The following is a 15,351-nucleotide window of genomic DNA, read 5'->3' as shown; positions in this document are numbered from 1 at the left end:
CTACTAGTACTGCTCGGTCTCGACGAAACCGGCGTCCGCGTCGTCGTCGGCGCCGAAGGCGTCCGCCGCGGCGGTCGGGTCGAATCCGGGCGGCGAGTCCTTCAGCGCGAGGCCCATACCGGCCAGCTTCGCCTTGACCTCGTCGATCGACTTCGCACCGAAGTTGCGGATGTCGAGCAGGTCCGCCTCGGAGCGCGCCACGAGCTCACCCACGGAGTGGATGCCCTCGCGCTTGAGGCAGTTGTACGAACGAACGGTGAGCTCGAGCTCCTCGATCGGCAGCGCGAGATCGGCGGCAAGGGCGGCGTCCGTGGGGGACGGGCCCATGTCGATGCCCTCGGCGTCGATGTTGAGCTCGCGCGCCAGGCCGAACAGCTCGACCAGGGTCTTGCCGGCGGACGCCATGGCGTCACGCGGGCGCATGGCCTGCTTGGTCTCGACGTCGACGATCAGCTTGTCGAAGTCGGTGCGCTGCTCGACACGGGTCGCCTCGACCTTGTACGTGACCTTGAGCACCGGGGAGTAGATGGAGTCGACCGGGATACGGCCGATCTCCTGGCCCGCCTGCTTGTTCTGCACGGCGGAGACGTAGCCGCGGCCGCGCTCGACGGTCAGCTCCATCTCCAGCTTGCCCTTGCCGTTGAGCGTGGCGAGGACGAGGTCGGGGTTGTGCACCTCGACACCGGCCGGGGGCGCGATGTCGGCGGCGGTGACCAGACCCGGGCCCTGCTTGCGCAGGTACATCACGACCGGCTCGTCGTGCTCCGAGGAGACGACCAGCTGCTTGATGTTGAGGATGAGGTCGGTGACGTCCTCCTTGACGCCCGGCACGGTGGTGAACTCGTGCAGGACACCGTCGATGCGGATGCTGGTGACAGCGGCACCCGGGATCGAGGAGAGGAGGGTACGGCGGAGGGAGTTGCCGAGGGTGTAGCCGAAGCCCGGCTCCAGCGGCTCGATGACGAACCGGGAGCGGAACTCGTCGACGACCTCTTCGGTCAGCGACGGACGCTGAGCGATCAGCATGTCTTTTGTCCTTCAGTCGTGGACGCCCACTATTTGACGCCCGACGGGATGCAGCACCTACAAGGGTACGGGCGGTACGGTCCGAAGAGCCGTACCGCCCGAAGTCCTGGTCAAGCAGCCGTGCGTCAGACGCGGCGGCGCTTGGGGGGACGGCAGCCGTTGTGCGGCGTGGGGGTGACGTCCTGGATCGAACCGACCTCGAGGCCCGTGGCCTGGAGGGAACGGATCGCGGTCTCGCGGCCGGAGCCCGGACCCTTGACGAAGACGTCAACCTTGCGCATGCCGTGCTCCTGCGCGCGGCGGGCGGCCGACTCGGCGGCCATCTGCGCGGCGAACGGAGTCGACTTGCGCGAGCCCTTGAAGCCGACGTGGCCGGCGGAGGCCCAGGAGATCACGTTGCCCGAGGGGTCCGTGATCGAGACGATCGTGTTGTTGAACGTGCTCTTGATGTGGGCGTGCCCGTGAGCGACGTTCTTCTTTTCCTTGCGGCGCACCTTCTTGGCAGCGCCCTGACGACCCTTGGGGGGCATCTATATCTCCTACGGGAGGTGGTCGGTCCTACAGCGAAGACCGCTTGGTCAAGCGTCCGCTGAGGACTACTTCTTGCCCGGCTTCTTCTTGCCGGCGATGGCGCGACGCGGGCCCTTGCGGGTACGAGCGTTCGTGCTGGTGCGCTGGCCGCGGACGGGCAGGCCACGACGGTGGCGAAGACCCTGGTAGCAGCCGATCTCGACCTTGCGGCGGATGTCGGCGGCGATCTCGCGGCGGAGGTCACCCTCGGTCTGGAGGTTGGCGTCCACGTACTCGCGGATCTTGACGAGGTCTTCCTCGGCAAGGTCGCGGACACGGGTGGACGGGTTCACGCCGGTCGCGGCGAGGATCTCCTCGGACCGGGTACGTCCGATACCGAAGACGTAGGTGAGTGCGACCACCACACGCTTTTCGCGCGGGATGTCAACACCGGAAACGCGTGCCATTCAATGGCTCCTGTGTTCTCGGGGGTCTGCTGCAGAACCGCTCCCGACCGCCGACCCTCCGAAGCTTCGAAGGGTGGTACGTCCGGGTCCCCGGCCCCCGCCGGAGGTGCCGTCAACCGTGGAACACGGTCCGACGGGCTCTGCGTATGTACGTATTGCTATGCGTCGCGCGAAGAACTGCGAAATGCAGGTCGGTCGGCGTGCGTCAGCCCTGGCGCTGCTTGTGGCGCAGGTTGTCGCAGATGACCATGACCCGGCCGTGACGGCGGATCACCTTGCACTTGTCGCAGATCTTCTTGACGCTCGGCTTGACCTTCATGGGTGTGAGGTTCTCCGGGTCAGTGCCATCACCCGCGCGAGAACGCGGGGTGCGGGCAAGATCTACTTGTAGCGGTAGACGATCCGGCCACGCGTCAGGTCGTACGGAGAGAGCTCCACGACGACCCGGTCGTCCGGGAGGATTCGGATGTAGTGCATCCGCATCTTGCCGGAGATGTGCGCGAGGACCTTGTGACCGTTCTGGAGCTCCACCTTGAACATGGCGTTCGGGAGGGACTCGATCACGGTGCCCTCGATTTCGATGGCACCTTGCTTCTTGGCCACGCTTCGCCTTTCGAATCGGCTACCTTGATCGACTCCCGCCCCCGTGTGCGGACACACGGGTACACGAGAGCCGACGCATCAGTCTACGTCAGGCCCCAGGAAAAGACGAATCGGGAAGTCTGCCCAGGGAAGGAGATCACTACGCCAGCGGAACCCGTCCTCCGACGCAGCCCTCGCGGGCTCGGCGCCCTGGGGCGCCTCACAAGCTTCGGCCCGCTGCGGCGGACTCCGTCCGCCGGCCTCCGCCCCGCGCCCGCGAGCCCGGCAACGCCAAGGCTTCCGCCTTACGCCAGCGGATCCGGCGCCGCCGTGACACCCAGCTCCGCCAGCTTCGCCTTACCGCCGTCGACCGCCGTCAGGACCAGCGGGCCCTCCTCCGTGAGGGCGACCGAGTGCTCCCAGTGGGAGGACCAGGTGCCGTCCGTGGTGATGACGGTCCAGTCGTCCTTCAGGACCTCCGTCTGCGGGGTGCCGAGGGAGACCATCGGCTCGATCGCCAGGCAGAAGCCGGGGACCAGCTTCGGGCCCTTGCCGCGCTTGCGGGAGACGTAGTTCAGCAGGTGCGGGTCCATGTGCATCTCGGTGCCGATGCCGTGGCCGCCGTAGTCCTCGATGATCCCGTACCGGCCGAGGCTGTGGTCGCCGACCGCCGGCCGCGGCTGCCGCTTGATGTACGTCTCGATCGCCCTCGACACGTCCACCAGACGGTTGCCGAGCTTCATGGCGGCGATACCGGCCCACATCGACCCCTCGGTCACCCGGGAGAGCTCGATCAGCTCCGGAGCGTGCCCCGTGCCCACGAAGGCCGTGTACGCGGCGTCGCCGTGCCAGCCGTCCACGATCGCGCCGCAGTCGATGGAGATGACGTCGCCGTCCTTGAGGACGGTCTTGTCGTCGGGGATGCCGTGGACGACGACCTCGTTGACCGAGGTGCAGATCGTCGCGGGGAAACCGCCGTACCCGAGGAAGTTCGACTTCGCCCCGTGGTCGGCGATGACCTTCCGCGCGACCTCGTCGAGGTCACGGGTCGTGGCGCCCGGCACGGCGGCCTCACGGGTCGCCGCGTGAATGGCGGCGACGACCAGGCCCGCCTCGCGCATCTTCGCGATCTGCTCGGGGGTCTTGATCTGCACCATCGTGGCCGCGGCCTTTCCATCGAGTACGGGGAACAGAACAACGATACGGCCGCGGCGCCCCTGAGGGGCACCGCGGCCGTATCGGACGAACCGGGGTTACTTCTCGAGCGCGGCCATCGCCTTCTTGGTGACCTCGTCCACCTTGCCGAGCGCCGCGATCGTCACGACCAGGTTCTGCGCCCGGTAGTAGTCGATGATCGGCTCGGTCTGCGTGTGGTAGACCTCCAGGCGCTTGCGGACGGTCTCCTCGGAGTCGTCCGGGCGCTGGTAGAGCTCGCCGCCGCAGACGTCGCAGACGCCCTCGGTCCTCGGCTGGTTGTAGAGCACGTGGAAGACGTGCGCGCTGTCGTTGCGGCAGGTGCGGCGACCCGCGATCCGCTTCACGACCTCGTCCTCGGGGACCTCCAGGTCCAGCACCGCGTCCAGCTGCATGTCCTCGGCCTTCAGGACCACGTCCAGAGCCTCGGCCTGAGCCACGTTGCGGGGGAACCCGTCGAGCAGGAAGCCGTTGGCGGCGTCCGGCTGCTCCATCCGGTCCTTGGCCATCCCGATGGTCACCTCGTCGGGTACCAGGTCGCCGGCGTCCATGAACGCCTTGGCCTTGAGACCCAGCTCCGTGCCCTTGGAGATGTTGGCACGGAAGAGGTCACCCGTGGAGATGTGCGGGATGTCCAGGTTCTTGGCAAGGAACGCGGCCTGCGTACCCTTGCCGGCACCGGGCGGTCCGACGAGGACGATTCGCATCAGCGGAGGAACCCTTCGTAATTGCGCTGCTGGAGCTGGCTCTCGATCTGCTTCACGGTCTCCAGCCCCACACCCACGATGATGAGGATGCTCGTCCCACCGAAGGGGAAGTTGGCATTGGCGCCACCGAAGCCTGCCAACGCCATCGTCGGCACAAGAGCGATCAGACCCAAGTACAGCGAGCCCGGCCAAGTGATCCGGTTGAGCACGTAGCTCAGGTACTCGGCAGTAGGTCGACCAGCCCGGATACCCGGGATGAAGCCACCATACTTCTTCATGTTGTCCGCGACTTCCTCGGGGTTGAACGAGATCGCCACGTAGAAGAAGGCGAAGAACACGATCAGGAGGAAGTACGTAGCGATGTAGTAGGGGTGGTCACCCTTGACGAAGTGGGCTTCGATCCAGGTCTTCCACCCCGCGGTGGAGCTGGAGAACTGGGCGATCAAGGCCGGGATGTAGAGCAGCGACGACGCGAAGATGACAGGAATCACACCCGCCTGGTTCACCTTCAGCGGGATGTAAGTGGACGTACCGCCGTAGGAACGCCGGCCGATCATCCGCTTCGCGTACTGCACCGGGATGCGCCGCTGGGCCTGCTCGACGAAGACCACGAGGGCCACCATCACGAAGCCGATCAGGATGACGGTGCCGAACTCGATCCAGCCCTTGGCGAGCTTGCCGCTCTCCTTGATGGCCCACAGGGCGCCCGGGAAGCCGGCGGCGATCGAGATGAACATCAGGATCGACATGCCGTTGCCGATGCCCCGGTCGGTGATGAGCTCACCGAGCCACATGACCACACAGGTACCCGCGGTCATCGTGAGGACCATCACGGAGATGGTGAAGATCGACGGGTCGGGCACGACCTGGTCGGCGACGCGGCAGCCGCTGAAGAGAGCACCGCTCTTGGCGGTGGCGACGAGACCGGTGCCCTGCAGCACGGCGAGGGCGACGGTCAGGTACCGGGTGTACTGCGTGATCTTGGCGGTACCCGACTGCCCCTCCTTCTTGAGGGCCTCCAGGCGCGGGATCACGACGGTCAGCAGCTGCAGGATGATGCTCGCCGTGATGTACGGCATGATGCCGAGCGCGAAGATGGTGATCTGCAGCAGCGCTCCGCCACTGAACATGTTGACCAGGCCGAACAGGCTGTTGTTGCCTTCACTGGCCTGCTTGACACACTCCTGGACGGCCTTGTAGCTGACGCCGGGGACCGGGATGTGGGCCCCGAGGCGATACAGCACGATGATGGCGAGCGTGAAGAGCAGCTTCTTGCGCAGGTCGGGCGTCTTGAACGCCCGGGCGAACGCGGTGAGCACGGTGCCTCCTGCGACCCCCGCGCTATGCGTCAAGGGTGACGGTCTTGAGGTTCGACGATTAGGTATCGGTCATCAATTCCGTACGGGCATACCGCACGGAGCCTAGACAGTGCACGCCACCTTACCGGCGACCATGCCCACCTAGGAACGACCAATCGGGGATGCCCCTTTTGAGAGGCATCCCCGATCGGATGTTCAAGCCATCGAGTCGTCTCAGACGAGCTCGGTGACGGTGCCGCCGGCGGCGGTGATCTTCTCCTTGGCGGAGCCGGAGACGGCGTCAACCGAAACCTGCAGCGCCACGGTGATCTCGCCGGTGCCGAGCACCTTGACGAGCTGGTTCTTGCGCACCGCGCCCTTGGCGACCAGGTCGGCCACCGTGACCTCTCCACCCTCGGGGTAGAGAGCGCCGAGCTTGTCCAGGTTCACGACCTGGAACTCGGTGCGGAAGGGGTTCTTGAAGCCCTTCAGCTTCGGCAGACGCATGTGGAGGGGCATCTGCCCGCCCTCGAAGCGCTGCGGAACCTGGTAGCGGGCCTTCGTACCCTTCGTACCACGACCGGCCGTCTTACCCTTCGACGCCTCACCACGACCGACACGGGTCTTCGCGGTCTTGGCGCCGGGGGCGGGACGGAGGTTGTGGGCCTTCAGCGGGCTGTTCTCCGCCATGTCAGTCAACCTCCTCGACCGTCACGAGGTGGCGGACGGTGTGCACCATGCCGCGGAACTCGGGACGATCCTCCTTGACAACCACGTCGTTGACCTTCTTGAGGCCGAGCGAACGCAGGGTGTCGCGGTGGTTCTGCTTGCTGCCGATGTACGACTTCGTCTGCGTGACCTTGAGGCGAGCCATTACGCACCCGCCCCAGCACGCGCACGGAGCAGAGCCGCGGGGGCGACGTCCTCGAGGGGCAGACCACGGCGAGCCGCGATCTCCTCGGGACGCTGCAGGCCCTTGAGGGCCGCCACGGTCGCGTGCACGATGTTGATCGCGTTGTCGGAGCCGAGCGACTTCGACAGGATGTCGTGAACGCCGGCGCACTCGAGCACGGCGCGCACCGGGCCACCGGCGATAACACCGGTACCGGGGGAAGCCGGCTTGAGCAGGACGACGCCCGCGGCCTTCTCGCCCTGGATCGGGTGAGGGATGGTGCCCTGGATGCGCGGAACCTTGAAGAAGTTCTTCTTGGCTTCCTCGACACCCTTGGCGATGGCCGCGGGAACTTCCTTGGCCTTGCCGTAACCGACACCTACGGTGCCGTCACCGTCGCCCACCACGACCAGCGCGGTGAAGCTGAAGCGGCGACCACCCTTGACAACCTTGGCGACGCGGTTGATCGCGACAACGCGCTCAACGTACGCGGTCTTCTCGGCGGCAGCGCCACCGTCGCGGCCCTTCCGGTCCCGCCGCTCGCCGCCACCGGCACCGCTTCCGCGGCGCTGGGGTCCAGCCATTGGATTTACCTCTCTCTGTTACGTCCGTTAGTCCCGGAACCGGGGCTTAGAACTTCAGCCCGGCTTCGCGGGCGGCGTCAGCCAGAGCGGCAATGCGCCCGGCGTACCTGTTGCCACCACGGTCGAACACGACAGCCTCGACACCAGCGGCCTTGGCGCGCTCAGCGACGAGAGCACCGACCTGCTTGGCCTGCGCGGACTTGTCACCCTCGCCACCGCGGATCGACGCGTCCAGGTTCGACGCCGACGCAAGGGTGTGACCCTTGAGGTCGTCGATGACCTGAGCGGTGATGCCACGGTTCGAACGCGTCACGACGAGGCGCGGACGCTCCGCCGTACCCGACACGTTCTTGCGGATGCGGATGTGGCGGCGAGCCTTGGCCGCACGCTTGTAAGCGTCGCCCTTGGCGATCTTCACACCGTATGCCATGGCTTACTTACCAGCCTTTCCGACCTTGCGGCGGATGACCTCGCCGGCGTACTTGACGCCCTTGGCCTTGTACGGGTCGGGCTTCCGCAGCTTGCGGATGTTCGCCGCGACCTCGCCGACCTTCTGCTTGTCGATGCCCTCGACCGAGAACTTGGTCGGCGACTCGACCTTGAACGAGATGCCCTCGGGCGCCTCGATCAGGATCGGGTGGCTGTAGCCGAGCTGGAACTCCAGGCTGGAGCCCTTCGCGGCGACGCGGTAACCGACACCGCTGATCTCGAGCGCCTTCACGTAACCCTGGGTCACACCGGTGATCATGTTGGCCACCAGCGTGCGGGACAGGCCGTGAAGGGCCTTGTTCTGACGCTCGTCGTTCGGACGGTTGACGTTGAGCACGCCATCCTCGCCCTTAACGATCTCGATCGGCGCGGCGACGGTGTGGCTCAGGGTGCCCTTGGAACCCTTCACCGTGACCGTGCGGCCATCGATGGTGACGTCCACGCCGGCGGGAACCTGGATAGGCAGCTTGCCAATACGCGACATGAGCTTTCCTTCCTTTCCCGACTACCAGACGTAGGCGAGGACTTCCCCACCTACGCCCTTCTTGCCTGCCTGCTGGCCGGTCAGGAGACCGTGGGACGTGGAGATGATCGCCACGCCCAGGCCGCCGAGGACCTTCGGCAGGTTGGTGGACTTCGCGTAAACACGGAGGCCCGGCTTCGAGATCCGCTTGATGCCCGCGATGGAGCGCTCACGGTTCGGACCGAACTTGAGCTCGAGGACGAGGTTCTTGCCGACTTCGGCGTCCTCGACCTTCCAGCCCGTGATGAAGCCCTCCTGCTGGAGGATTTCCGCGATGTGAGACTTGATCTTGCTGTGCGGCATCGTCACGGAGTCGTGGTATGCCGAGTTCGCGTTACGCAGACGAGTCAGCATGTCCGCGATCGGATCAGTCATGGTCATGAATTGGCCTTCGGCCTCTCTCGCCGGGGTTTCCAGTGCGCCATCCCTCTCCCCACACAGGGGCGGGACGGGTGCGGCGCGGGGACCTACGGCGTAGTAAGTCGTACGGGCGGCGGACGCCCAACCCTCCTAGCCTAAGCCATGGAGGCCTGGGCATCCGCCAACCCAGTGCTTACCGAGAGACTCCGGTCATCCCAAGTAAGGGATTACCAGGAGCTCTTGGTCACGCCCGGCAGCTCGCCACGGTGAGCCATCTCACGAAGGCACACGCGGCACAGGCCGAACTTGCGGTACACGGAGTGGGGTCGACCACAACGCTGGCAGCGCGTGTAGCCACGCACGCCGAACTTGGGCTTGCGGGCAGCCTTCGCGATGAGAGCCTTCTTCGCCATCTCGCTTACGCCTCCTTGAACGGGAAGCCGAGGTGACGCAGAAGGGCACGGCCCTCGTCGTCGTTGGTCGCCGTGGTCACCACGGTGATGTCCATACCCCGGACACGGTCGATCTTGTCCTGGTCGATCTCGTGGAACATGACCTGCTCCGTGAGACCGAAGGTGTAGTTGCCACGCCCGTCGAACTGCTTGGGGGACAGACCACGGAAGTCGCGGATGCGCGGAAGCGCGAGCGACAGGGTGCGGTCCAGGAACTCCCACATGCGGTCGCCACGGAGGGTGACGTGCGCACCGATCGGCTGGCCCTCACGCAGCTTGAACTGCGCGATGGACTTGCGAGCCTTGGTGACGGCCGGCTTCTGACCGGTGATCGTGGTCAGGTCACGGACGGCACCGTCCATGAGCTTCGAGTCACGGGCGGCGTCGCCGACACCCATGTTGACCACGATCTTCACGAGGCCGGGAATCTGCATGACGTTCTCGTAGGAGAACTCCTCACGCAGCTTGCCCGCGATCTCCTCGCGGTACTTCGTCTTGAGACGCGGAGTGGTGGTAGCCATCAGATGTCCTCACCCGTCCGCTTGGCAACGCGGATCTTGTTGCCCTCGTCGTCGAAGCGGTAACCGACACGCGTGACGACCTTCTGGCCGTCCTTCTCCACGACGAGCTGAACGTTGCTCACGTGGACCGGGGCCTCGGTCGTGACGATGCCACCGGCCTGCGACGGGCCGGCCTTGGTGTGCTTCTTGACCCGGTTGACACCCTCGACGAGGACGCGGTTCTCGCGGGGGAAGGCCGTGATGACCTTGCCCTGCTTGCCCTTGTCCTTACCGGTGATGACCTGGACCAGGTCGCCCTTCTTGATCTTCATGCTTACAGCACCTCCGGCGCGAGCGAGATGATCTTCATGAACTTCTTCTCGCGCAGCTCACGGCCCACCGGGCCGAAGATACGGGTGCCACGAGGGTCGCCGTCGTTCTTGAGAATGACAGCGGCGTTCTCGTCGAAGCGGATGTACGAGCCGTCCTGGCGGCGGCGCTCCTTGACGGTGCGAACGATGACCGCCTTGACGACGTCACCCTTCTTCACGTTGCCACCGGGGATCGCGTCCTTGACGGTGGCGACGATGACGTCACCGATGCCCGCGTAGCGGCGACCCGAGCCACCGAGAACACGGATGCAAAGGATCTCCTTGGCACCAGTGTTGTCGGCGACACGCAGTCGCGACTCCTGCTGGATCACGTCTATCTCCTGATTGTCTGCCGGTTCCCGGCCGGGGCTTCACGAGGAAGCCCCGGCCGAGCCTGGCGGAACTGACCTGAGGGAAACCCCTCAGGTAATTACTTGGCCTTCTCGAGGATCTCGATGACGCGCCAGTGCTTCGTCGACGACAGCTTCCGGGTCTCCATCAGGAGGACGCGGTCGCCGATGCCGGCAGCGTTCTGCTCGTCGTGAGCCTTGAGCTTGTTCGTACGGCGGATGACCTTGCCGTACAGCGCGTGCTTGACGCGGTCCTCGACAGCGACGACGACGGTCTTGTCCATCTTGTCGCTGACGACCAGGCCCTCGCGGACCTTGCGGGCGTTGCGCTCGGTCTTCTCAGTCACGTTGCTCTCGCTCATCAGGCGCTCTCCACCGTCTCGATGCCCAGCTCGCGCTCACGCATCAGGGTGTAGATCCGCGCGATGTCCTTACGGACGGACTTGAGCCGGCCGTGGTTCTCGAGCTGGCCCGTCGCCGCCTGGAAGCGGAGGTTGAACAGCTCTTCCTTGGCTTCGCGGAGCTTGTTGAGAAGCTCCTCGTTGCCCAGCTCGCGCAGCTCGGACGCCTTGGTACCGGCCGACATCACAGCTCACCTGCTTCGCGCTTAACGATCTTGCACTTCATCGGCAGCTTGTGGGCCGCACGGGTCAGGGCCTCGCGCGCGATCTTCTCGTTCGGGTAGGACAGTTCGAACATCACCCGACCCGGCTTGACGTTCGCGATCCACCACTCCGGAGAACCCTTACCGGAACCCATGCGGGTCTCGGCGGGCTTCTTCGTCAGGGGGCGGTCCGGGTAGATGTTGATCCAGACCTTGCCGCCACGCTTGATGTGGCGGGTCATCGCGATACGAGCAGCCTCGATCTGGCGGTTCGTCACGTACGCCGGCGTGAGGGCCTGAATGCCGTACTCGCCGAACGCAACCTGCGTACCACCCTTGCTCATACCCGAGCGCTTGGGGTGGTGCTGCTTGCGGTGCTTGACCCTACGGGGGATCAGCATTTCGGTCAGGCCTCCGTTCCGGTGCTCTCAGCCGGAGCGGCAGCGGCGGCGGGAGCCTCGGCCTTGGGGGCCTCGGCAGCCGGCGCGGACTGCTGCTGCGGCTTGCGGCCGCGGCCGCCACGCTCGCCACCGCGGCCACCACGGCCGGCGGGACGGTCGCCAGCGCCTGCGCCACGGGCCGGGCGGTTACCCGCACGGGCCGCAGCGTTCTCGGCGCGGACCTCGGCGATGTTCTTGACGTCGCCCTTGTAGATCCAGACCTTGACGCCAATGCGACCGAAGGTCGTCTTGGCCTCGAAGAAGCCGTAGTCCACGTTCGCGCGGAGCGTGTGCAGCGGCACACGACCCTCGCGGTAGAACTCCGAGCGGGACATCTCGGCGCCGCCGAGACGACCGCCGCACTGGATCTTGATGCCCTTGGCGCCGGCCTTCATCGTGCCCTGCATGCTCTTACGCATGGCGCGACGGAAGGAGACGCGGGAGGAGAGCTGCTCGGCAACGGCCTGGGCGACCAGCTGAGCGTCCATCTCGGGGTTCTTGACCTCGAGGATGTTCAGCTGGACCTGCTTGCCCGTGAGCTTCTCGAGGTCGCCGCGGATGCGGTCGGCCTCGGCGCCACGGCGGCCGATGACGATGCCGGGACGCGCGGTGTGGATGTCCACCCGCACGCGGTCACGGGTGCGCTCGATCTCAACCTTCGAGATGCCGGCGCGCTCCATGCCGGACGTCATCATCCGACGGATGGCGACGTCTTCCTTGACGTAGTCCTTGTACAGCTTGTCGGCGTACCAGCGGGACTTGAAGTCCGTGGTGATGCCGAGCCGGAACCCATGCGGGTTAACCTTCTGGCCCATTACCGGGTTCCTTCCTTGCTGCTGACGACCACGGTGATGTGGCTGGTCCGCTTACGGATCCGGTAGGCACGGCCCTGAGCACGCGGACGGAACCGCTTCAGGGTCGGGCCCTCATCCACGTACGCCTCGCTGATGACCAGCGAAGAGGCGTCAGTGTGGTCGTAGTTGTGCGCGGCGTTGGCGATGGCGCTGTCCAGCACCTTGCCAACCGGCACGCTCGCGGCCTGCGGGGCGAAACGCAGGACCGCCTGAGCCTCCGTGGCGTCCATGCCACGGATAAGGTCCACCACGCGGCGGGCCTTCATGGGCGTGACGCGGATGTACCGCGCCTGGGCCCTGGCTTCCATGGTTGTCCTTCCAGTGTCTGTCATGGTCGATTCCACCCCGCTACTAGCGGCGCTTCGACTTCCGGTCGTCCTTCACGTGACCCCGGAAGGTGCGCGTCGGCGAGAACTCGCCGAGCTTGTGGCCGACCATCGACTCGGTGACAAACACCGGAATGTGGGTCTTGCCGTTGTGCACCGCGATCGTGTGGCCGAGCATGGCCGGGATGATCATCGAGCGACGGGACCAGGTCTTGATGACGTTCTTGGTACCGGCTTCGTTCTGAGCGTCCACCTTCTTTACGAGGTGGCCGTCAACGAAGGGTCCCTTCTTGAGACTGCGCGGCATCTAAACCCGCTCCTAGCGCTTCTTGTTCGTCTTGCGGCGGCGGACGATGTACTTGCTCGAAGCCTTCTTCGGCGAGCGAGTACGACCCTCCTTCTGACCCCACGGGGAGACCGGGTGGCGACCACCGGAGGTCTTGCCCTCACCACCACCGTGCGGGTGGTCCACCGGGTTCATCGCCACACCGCGGACGGTCGGGCGAACGCCCAGCCAGCGCTTACGGCCGGCCTTGCCCCAGTTGATGTTCGACTGCTCGGCGTTGCCGACCTCGCCGATGGTGGCGCGGCAGCGGGCGTCGACGAGACGGATCTCGCCGGACGGCATACGAAGGTGGGCCATCGTGCCCTCCTTCGCCAGCAGCTGCACGGAGGCACCAGCCGAGCGCGCGAACTTGGCACCGCCACCGGGACGGAGCTCGATCGCGTGGATCGTGGTACCGACCGGGATGTTGCGGAGCGCCAGGTTGTTGCCGGGCTTGATGTCAGCGCCGGGGCCGTTCTCGACGCGGTCACCCTGCGTCAGACCCTTGGGGGCGATGATGTAGCGCTTCTCGCCGTCCACGTAGTGGAGCAGCGCGATGCGCGCGGTGCGGTTGGGGTCGTACTCGATGTGAGCGACCTTGGCCGGCACGCCGTCCTTGTCGTGACGACGGAAGTCGATCACGCGGTAGGCGCGCTTGTGGCCGCCACCCTGGTGTCGAACCGTGATCCGACCGGTGTTGTTACGGCCGCCCTTGCTGTGCAGGGGGCGGACCAGCGACTTCTCCGGCGTGGACCGCGTGATCTCGACGAAGTCGGCTACGGAGGAGCCACGGCGGCCCGGCGTAGTCGGCTTGTACTTGCGGATTCCCATTTCTCAGTCCTCGTCCGATTCCGGACGATCCAGACCGCCGTTAGGCGGTCGGACCGCCGAAGATGTCGATACGGTTACCCTCGGCAAGGGTCACGATGGCGCGCTTGGTGTCCTTGCGCTTACCGAAACCGGCCTTGGTGCGCTTGCGCTTGCCCTGGCGGTTGATCGTGTTGACCCCGGTGACCTTGACCGAGAAGACCGCCTCGACGGCCTGCTTGATCTGGGTCTTGTTGGAGCCAGGCGCGACGATGAACGTGTACTTGTTCTCGTCCAGCAGGGCGTAGCTCTTCTCCGAGACGACCGGCTTGACGAGAATGTCGCGCGGGTCCGAGAAGGTCTTGCTGGTGACGACGGCCTCAGTCATCAGGCGTCGCTCCCTTCGGTCTCAGCGGTCTGGGGGCCAGACACGAAGGACTCGAGGGCGGCCTGGGTGAAGACCACGTCGTCGGAGACGATCACGTCGTACGTGTTGAGCTGGCCCGGCTCCAGGATGTGCACCTGGGGCAGGTTACGAGCGGACAGCCACGCGGCCTCGTCGGAGCGCTCGACGACCAGGAGCAGGTTCTTGCGCTCCGAGATCTTGCCGAACAGCGTCTTCGCGGCCTTGGTGGAGACCTCACCCTCGACCACGCCGGTGACGACGTGGATGCGGGAGTGCGTGGCCCGGTCCGAGAGGGCACCGCGGAGGGCGGCGACCTTCATCTTCTTGGGGGTCCGCTGCGAGTAGTCACGCGGCTGCGGGCCGTGGACGACGCCACCACCGGCGAACTGCGGGGCGCGGGTCGAACCCTGACGGGCGCGGCCGGTGCCCTTCTGGCGGTAAGGCTTCTTGCCACCACCGCGGACTTCGCCACGGGTCTTGGTCTTGTGCGTGCCCTGACGGGCCGCGGCCAGCTGCGCGACGACGACCTGGTGGATCAGCGGAACGCTGACCTTGGCGCCGAAGATCTCCTCGGGGAGGTCGACGGTCCCGGCCTTGTCGCCTGCCGGCGAAAGGATGTCAATGGTGCTCATCGGTTCCTCAAACCCCCTTGGCCGCGGTGCGGACCAGGACGAGGCCACCGTTCGGGCCGGGGACGGCGCCCTTGATGAGCAGCAGACCCTTCTCGGCGTCAACGGCGTGGACGGTCAGGTTCTGGGTGGTCACACGCTCGTTGCCCATGCGACCGGCCATGCGCATGCCCTTGAAGACACGGCCCGGGGTGGCGCAGCCACCGATGGAACCGGGCTTGCGGTGCACGCGGTGGGCACCGTGCGACGCCTTGCCACCACGGAAGTTGTGGCGCTTCATGACACCGGCGAAGCCCTTGCCCTTGCTCTTGCCCGTGACGTCGACCTTCACGCCGGCCTCGAAGAGCTCGGCGGTGATCTCCTGGCCGAGCGTGTACTCGGAGGCGTCAGCGGTGCGGAGCTCCACCAGGTGGCGGCGCGGGGTGACGTCGGCCTTGGCGAAGTGACCCTTGAGGGGCTTGTTCACCTTGCGAGGGTCGATCTCGCCGAAGGCGATCTGGACCGACTCGTAGCCGTCGACGTCGTTCGTACGGACCTGGGTCACGACATTCGGGCCGGCCTTGACGACGGTCACCGGGACGACCCGGTTGTTCTCGTCCCAGACCTGCGTCATGCCGAGCTTCTCGCCCAGGATGCCCTTGATGTTCTTAGCCAT

General features: G+C 65.9%; 28 protein-coding genes. All 28 read right to left on the bottom strand.

Features of this window, described 5'->3' with window-relative positions; all coding sequences use genetic code 11:
• Positions 1-3 precede the first annotated feature (3 nt).
• The 28 genes from ACFWUY_RS16790 to rplC all read right to left on the bottom strand — a co-directional run bounded on the left by ACFWUY_RS16790 (position 4) and on the right by rplC (position 15,351).
• Positions 4-1,026, bottom strand: a complete 1,023-nt coding sequence (locus ACFWUY_RS16790) for a DNA-directed RNA polymerase subunit alpha (protein WP_024755423.1) — start codon at positions 1,024-1,026, stop codon at positions 4-6.
• A gap of 125 nt (positions 1,027-1,151) precedes the next feature.
• Positions 1,152-1,556, bottom strand: a complete 405-nt coding sequence (rpsK, locus tag ACFWUY_RS16785) for a 30S ribosomal protein S11 (protein ID WP_003956432.1) — start codon at positions 1,554-1,556, stop codon at positions 1,152-1,154.
• A gap of 66 nt (positions 1,557-1,622) precedes the next feature.
• Complete coding sequence (gene rpsM, locus ACFWUY_RS16780; RefSeq protein ID WP_015035595.1) at positions 1,623-2,003, bottom strand: 30S ribosomal protein S13; 381 nt, start codon at positions 2,001-2,003, stop codon at positions 1,623-1,625.
• Between the two features lie 205 nt (positions 2,004-2,208).
• Positions 2,209-2,322, bottom strand: a complete 114-nt coding sequence (gene rpmJ, locus ACFWUY_RS16775; RefSeq protein WP_003956441.1) for a 50S ribosomal protein L36 — start codon at positions 2,320-2,322, stop codon at positions 2,209-2,211.
• A 62-nt stretch (positions 2,323-2,384) separates the two neighbouring features.
• Complete coding sequence (gene infA, locus ACFWUY_RS16770) at positions 2,385-2,606, bottom strand: translation initiation factor IF-1 (protein ID WP_003956442.1); 222 nt, start codon at positions 2,604-2,606, stop codon at positions 2,385-2,387.
• A gap of 284 nt (positions 2,607-2,890) precedes the next feature.
• Positions 2,891-3,742 carry a type I methionyl aminopeptidase gene (gene map, locus ACFWUY_RS16765; protein ID WP_384108031.1) on the bottom strand — a complete coding sequence of 284 codons (852 nt, stop codon included), beginning with the start codon at positions 3,740-3,742 and terminating at the stop codon, positions 2,891-2,893.
• A 96-nt stretch (positions 3,743-3,838) separates the two neighbouring features.
• Positions 3,839-4,486, bottom strand: coding sequence for an adenylate kinase (locus ACFWUY_RS16760; RefSeq protein ID WP_384108029.1), 648 nt, complete (start codon positions 4,484-4,486; stop codon positions 3,839-3,841).
• Positions 4,486-5,805, bottom strand: a complete 1,320-nt coding sequence (gene secY / locus ACFWUY_RS16755; RefSeq protein WP_384108027.1) for a preprotein translocase subunit SecY — start codon at positions 5,803-5,805, stop codon at positions 4,486-4,488. The genes ACFWUY_RS16760 and secY overlap by 1 nt, the downstream gene beginning before the upstream one ends.
• Before the next feature lie 213 nt (positions 5,806-6,018).
• Entirely contained in the window at positions 6,019-6,474 is a 456-nt protein-coding gene (gene rplO / locus ACFWUY_RS16750; RefSeq protein ID WP_187623360.1) for a 50S ribosomal protein L15, read from the bottom strand.
• Between the two features lies 1 nt (position 6,475).
• On the bottom strand, positions 6,476-6,658 hold the full coding sequence (rpmD, locus tag ACFWUY_RS16745) for a 50S ribosomal protein L30 (RefSeq protein ID WP_015035589.1): 183 nt from the start codon (positions 6,656-6,658) through the stop codon (positions 6,476-6,478).
• A complete protein-coding gene (gene rpsE, locus ACFWUY_RS16740; RefSeq protein ID WP_017239585.1) occupies positions 6,658-7,260 on the bottom strand; it encodes a 30S ribosomal protein S5 in 603 nt (200 codons plus the stop codon). Before rpsE ends, rpmD begins: the two co-directional genes overlap by 1 nt.
• Positions 7,261-7,306: 46 nt before the next feature.
• Positions 7,307-7,690, bottom strand: coding sequence for a 50S ribosomal protein L18 (gene rplR, locus ACFWUY_RS16735; protein WP_015035587.1), 384 nt, complete (start codon positions 7,688-7,690; stop codon positions 7,307-7,309).
• 3 nt (positions 7,691-7,693) lie between these two features.
• The gene (gene rplF, locus ACFWUY_RS16730) at positions 7,694-8,233 is read right to left on the bottom strand and encodes a 50S ribosomal protein L6 (RefSeq protein WP_030214030.1); all 540 of its coding nucleotides are present in this window, start codon (positions 8,231-8,233) and stop codon (positions 7,694-7,696) included.
• A gap of 21 nt (positions 8,234-8,254) precedes the next feature.
• Positions 8,255-8,653 carry a 30S ribosomal protein S8 gene (gene rpsH, locus ACFWUY_RS16725; protein WP_015035585.1) on the bottom strand — a complete coding sequence of 133 codons (399 nt, stop codon included), beginning with the start codon at positions 8,651-8,653 and terminating at the stop codon, positions 8,255-8,257.
• A 206-nt stretch (positions 8,654-8,859) separates the two neighbouring features.
• A complete protein-coding gene (locus ACFWUY_RS16720) occupies positions 8,860-9,045 on the bottom strand; it encodes a type Z 30S ribosomal protein S14 (protein WP_003948630.1) in 186 nt (61 codons plus the stop codon).
• Between the two features lie 5 nt (positions 9,046-9,050).
• Entirely contained in the window at positions 9,051-9,608 is a 558-nt protein-coding gene (gene rplE, locus ACFWUY_RS16715) for a 50S ribosomal protein L5 (RefSeq protein WP_351793114.1), read from the bottom strand.
• Complete coding sequence (gene rplX, locus ACFWUY_RS16710; RefSeq protein ID WP_030214024.1) at positions 9,605-9,916, bottom strand: 50S ribosomal protein L24; 312 nt, start codon at positions 9,914-9,916, stop codon at positions 9,605-9,607. Before rplX ends, rplE begins: the two co-directional genes overlap by 4 nt.
• A 2-nt stretch (positions 9,917-9,918) precedes the next feature.
• A complete protein-coding gene (gene rplN, locus ACFWUY_RS16705) occupies positions 9,919-10,287 on the bottom strand; it encodes a 50S ribosomal protein L14 (RefSeq protein ID WP_003956455.1) in 369 nt (122 codons plus the stop codon).
• Positions 10,288-10,385: 98 nt separating this feature from the next.
• Complete coding sequence (gene rpsQ / locus ACFWUY_RS16700; protein WP_030318650.1) at positions 10,386-10,667, bottom strand: 30S ribosomal protein S17; 282 nt, start codon at positions 10,665-10,667, stop codon at positions 10,386-10,388.
• Positions 10,667-10,891 carry a 50S ribosomal protein L29 gene (rpmC, locus tag ACFWUY_RS16695; RefSeq protein ID WP_015035581.1) on the bottom strand — a complete coding sequence of 75 codons (225 nt, stop codon included), beginning with the start codon at positions 10,889-10,891 and terminating at the stop codon, positions 10,667-10,669. Before rpmC ends, rpsQ begins: the two co-directional genes overlap by 1 nt.
• Positions 10,891-11,310 carry a 50S ribosomal protein L16 gene (rplP, locus tag ACFWUY_RS16690; protein ID WP_015035580.1) on the bottom strand — a complete coding sequence of 140 codons (420 nt, stop codon included), beginning with the start codon at positions 11,308-11,310 and terminating at the stop codon, positions 10,891-10,893. The genes rpmC and rplP overlap by 1 nt, the downstream gene beginning before the upstream one ends.
• A 5-nt stretch (positions 11,311-11,315) precedes the next feature.
• Positions 11,316-12,164 (bottom strand): 30S ribosomal protein S3, encoded by an 849-nt coding sequence (gene rpsC, locus ACFWUY_RS16685; RefSeq protein WP_033201982.1) that lies wholly within the window; start codon positions 12,162-12,164, stop codon positions 11,316-11,318.
• A complete protein-coding gene (rplV, locus tag ACFWUY_RS16680; RefSeq protein ID WP_004571827.1) occupies positions 12,164-12,511 on the bottom strand; it encodes a 50S ribosomal protein L22 in 348 nt (115 codons plus the stop codon). Before rplV ends, rpsC begins: the two co-directional genes overlap by 1 nt.
• 43 nt (positions 12,512-12,554) lie before the next feature.
• Positions 12,555-12,836: a 30S ribosomal protein S19 gene (rpsS, locus tag ACFWUY_RS16675; protein WP_015035577.1), complete on the bottom strand. Its 282-nt coding sequence runs from the start codon at positions 12,834-12,836 to the stop codon at positions 12,555-12,557.
• A gap of 12 nt (positions 12,837-12,848) precedes the next feature.
• Positions 12,849-13,685: a 50S ribosomal protein L2 gene (gene rplB / locus ACFWUY_RS16670; protein WP_030318653.1), complete on the bottom strand. Its 837-nt coding sequence runs from the start codon at positions 13,683-13,685 to the stop codon at positions 12,849-12,851.
• A 40-nt stretch (positions 13,686-13,725) separates the two neighbouring features.
• Positions 13,726-14,049: a 50S ribosomal protein L23 gene (rplW, locus tag ACFWUY_RS16665; RefSeq protein ID WP_024755407.1), complete on the bottom strand. Its 324-nt coding sequence runs from the start codon at positions 14,047-14,049 to the stop codon at positions 13,726-13,728.
• Positions 14,049-14,699 carry a 50S ribosomal protein L4 gene (rplD, locus tag ACFWUY_RS16660; RefSeq protein WP_384108021.1) on the bottom strand — a complete coding sequence of 217 codons (651 nt, stop codon included), beginning with the start codon at positions 14,697-14,699 and terminating at the stop codon, positions 14,049-14,051. Before rplD ends, rplW begins: the two co-directional genes overlap by 1 nt.
• Positions 14,700-14,706: 7 nt before the next feature.
• Positions 14,707-15,351 (bottom strand): 50S ribosomal protein L3, encoded by a 645-nt coding sequence (gene rplC, locus ACFWUY_RS16655; protein ID WP_017239574.1) that lies wholly within the window; start codon positions 15,349-15,351, stop codon positions 14,707-14,709.

It is taken from the genome of Streptomyces sp. NPDC058664 (assembly GCF_042716635.1).
In the GTDB taxonomy this organism is placed as follows: domain Bacteria; phylum Actinomycetota; class Actinomycetes; order Streptomycetales; family Streptomycetaceae; genus Streptomyces.
Note: the sequence above shows the minus strand (reverse complement) of the source record. Positions and strands in the feature narration are given on the sequence as shown.

Bases quoted from the DNA above. Each gene is read 5' to 3' on its own strand.
- rpsK (WP_003956432.1), bottom strand. From the start codon at position 1,556: ATGCCCCCCAAGGGTCGTCAGGGCGCTGCCAAGAAGGTGCGCCGCAAG.
- rplC (WP_017239574.1), bottom strand. From the start codon at position 15,351: ATGGCTAAGAACATCAAGGGCATCCTGGGCGAGAAGCTCGGCATGACG.
- rplF (WP_030214030.1), bottom strand. From the start codon at position 8,233: ATGTCGCGTATTGGCAAGCTGCCTATCCAGGTTCCCGCCGGCGTGGAC.
- rplP (WP_015035580.1), bottom strand. From the start codon at position 11,310: ATGCTGATCCCCCGTAGGGTCAAGCACCGCAAGCAGCACCACCCCAAG.
- rpmC (WP_015035581.1), bottom strand. From the start codon at position 10,891: ATGTCGGCCGGTACCAAGGCGTCCGAGCTGCGCGAGCTGGGCAACGAG.
- ACFWUY_RS16790 (WP_024755423.1), bottom strand. From the start codon at position 1,026: ATGCTGATCGCTCAGCGTCCGTCGCTGACCGAAGAGGTCGTCGACGAG.
- rplD (WP_384108021.1), bottom strand. From the start codon at position 14,699: ATGAGCACCATTGACATCCTTTCGCCGGCAGGCGACAAGGCCGGGACC.
- rpsQ (WP_030318650.1), bottom strand. From the start codon at position 10,667: ATGAGCGAGAGCAACGTGACTGAGAAGACCGAGCGCAACGCCCGCAAG.
- rplO (WP_187623360.1), bottom strand. From the start codon at position 6,474: ATGGCGGAGAACAGCCCGCTGAAGGCCCACAACCTCCGTCCCGCCCCC.
- rpsS (WP_015035577.1), bottom strand. From the start codon at position 12,836: ATGCCGCGCAGTCTCAAGAAGGGACCCTTCGTTGACGGCCACCTCGTA.
- ACFWUY_RS16760 (WP_384108029.1), bottom strand. From the start codon at position 4,486: ATGCGAATCGTCCTCGTCGGACCGCCCGGTGCCGGCAAGGGTACGCAG.
- ACFWUY_RS16720 (WP_003948630.1), bottom strand. From the start codon at position 9,045: ATGGCGAAGAAGGCTCTCATCGCGAAGGCTGCCCGCAAGCCCAAGTTC.
- rpmD (WP_015035589.1), bottom strand. From the start codon at position 6,658: ATGGCTCGCCTCAAGGTCACGCAGACGAAGTCGTACATCGGCAGCAAG.
- rpsH (WP_015035585.1), bottom strand. From the start codon at position 8,653: ATGACCATGACTGATCCGATCGCGGACATGCTGACTCGTCTGCGTAAC.
- rplB (WP_030318653.1), bottom strand. From the start codon at position 13,685: ATGGGAATCCGCAAGTACAAGCCGACTACGCCGGGCCGCCGTGGCTCC.
- rplW (WP_024755407.1), bottom strand. From the start codon at position 14,049: ATGACTGAGGCCGTCGTCACCAGCAAGACCTTCTCGGACCCGCGCGAC.
- rplX (WP_030214024.1), bottom strand. From the start codon at position 9,916: ATGAAGATCAAGAAGGGCGACCTGGTCCAGGTCATCACCGGTAAGGAC.
- rplV (WP_004571827.1), bottom strand. From the start codon at position 12,511: ATGGAAGCCAGGGCCCAGGCGCGGTACATCCGCGTCACGCCCATGAAG.
- rpsC (WP_033201982.1), bottom strand. From the start codon at position 12,164: ATGGGCCAGAAGGTTAACCCGCATGGGTTCCGGCTCGGCATCACCACG.
- rpmJ (WP_003956441.1), bottom strand. From the start codon at position 2,322: ATGAAGGTCAAGCCGAGCGTCAAGAAGATCTGCGACAAGTGCAAGGTG.
- rpsE (WP_017239585.1), bottom strand. From the start codon at position 7,260: ATGGCTGGACCCCAGCGCCGCGGAAGCGGTGCCGGTGGCGGCGAGCGG.
- rpsM (WP_015035595.1), bottom strand. From the start codon at position 2,003: ATGGCACGCGTTTCCGGTGTTGACATCCCGCGCGAAAAGCGTGTGGTG.
- rplR (WP_015035587.1), bottom strand. From the start codon at position 7,690: ATGGCATACGGTGTGAAGATCGCCAAGGGCGACGCTTACAAGCGTGCG.
- map (WP_384108031.1), bottom strand. From the start codon at position 3,742: ATGGTGCAGATCAAGACCCCCGAGCAGATCGCGAAGATGCGCGAGGCG.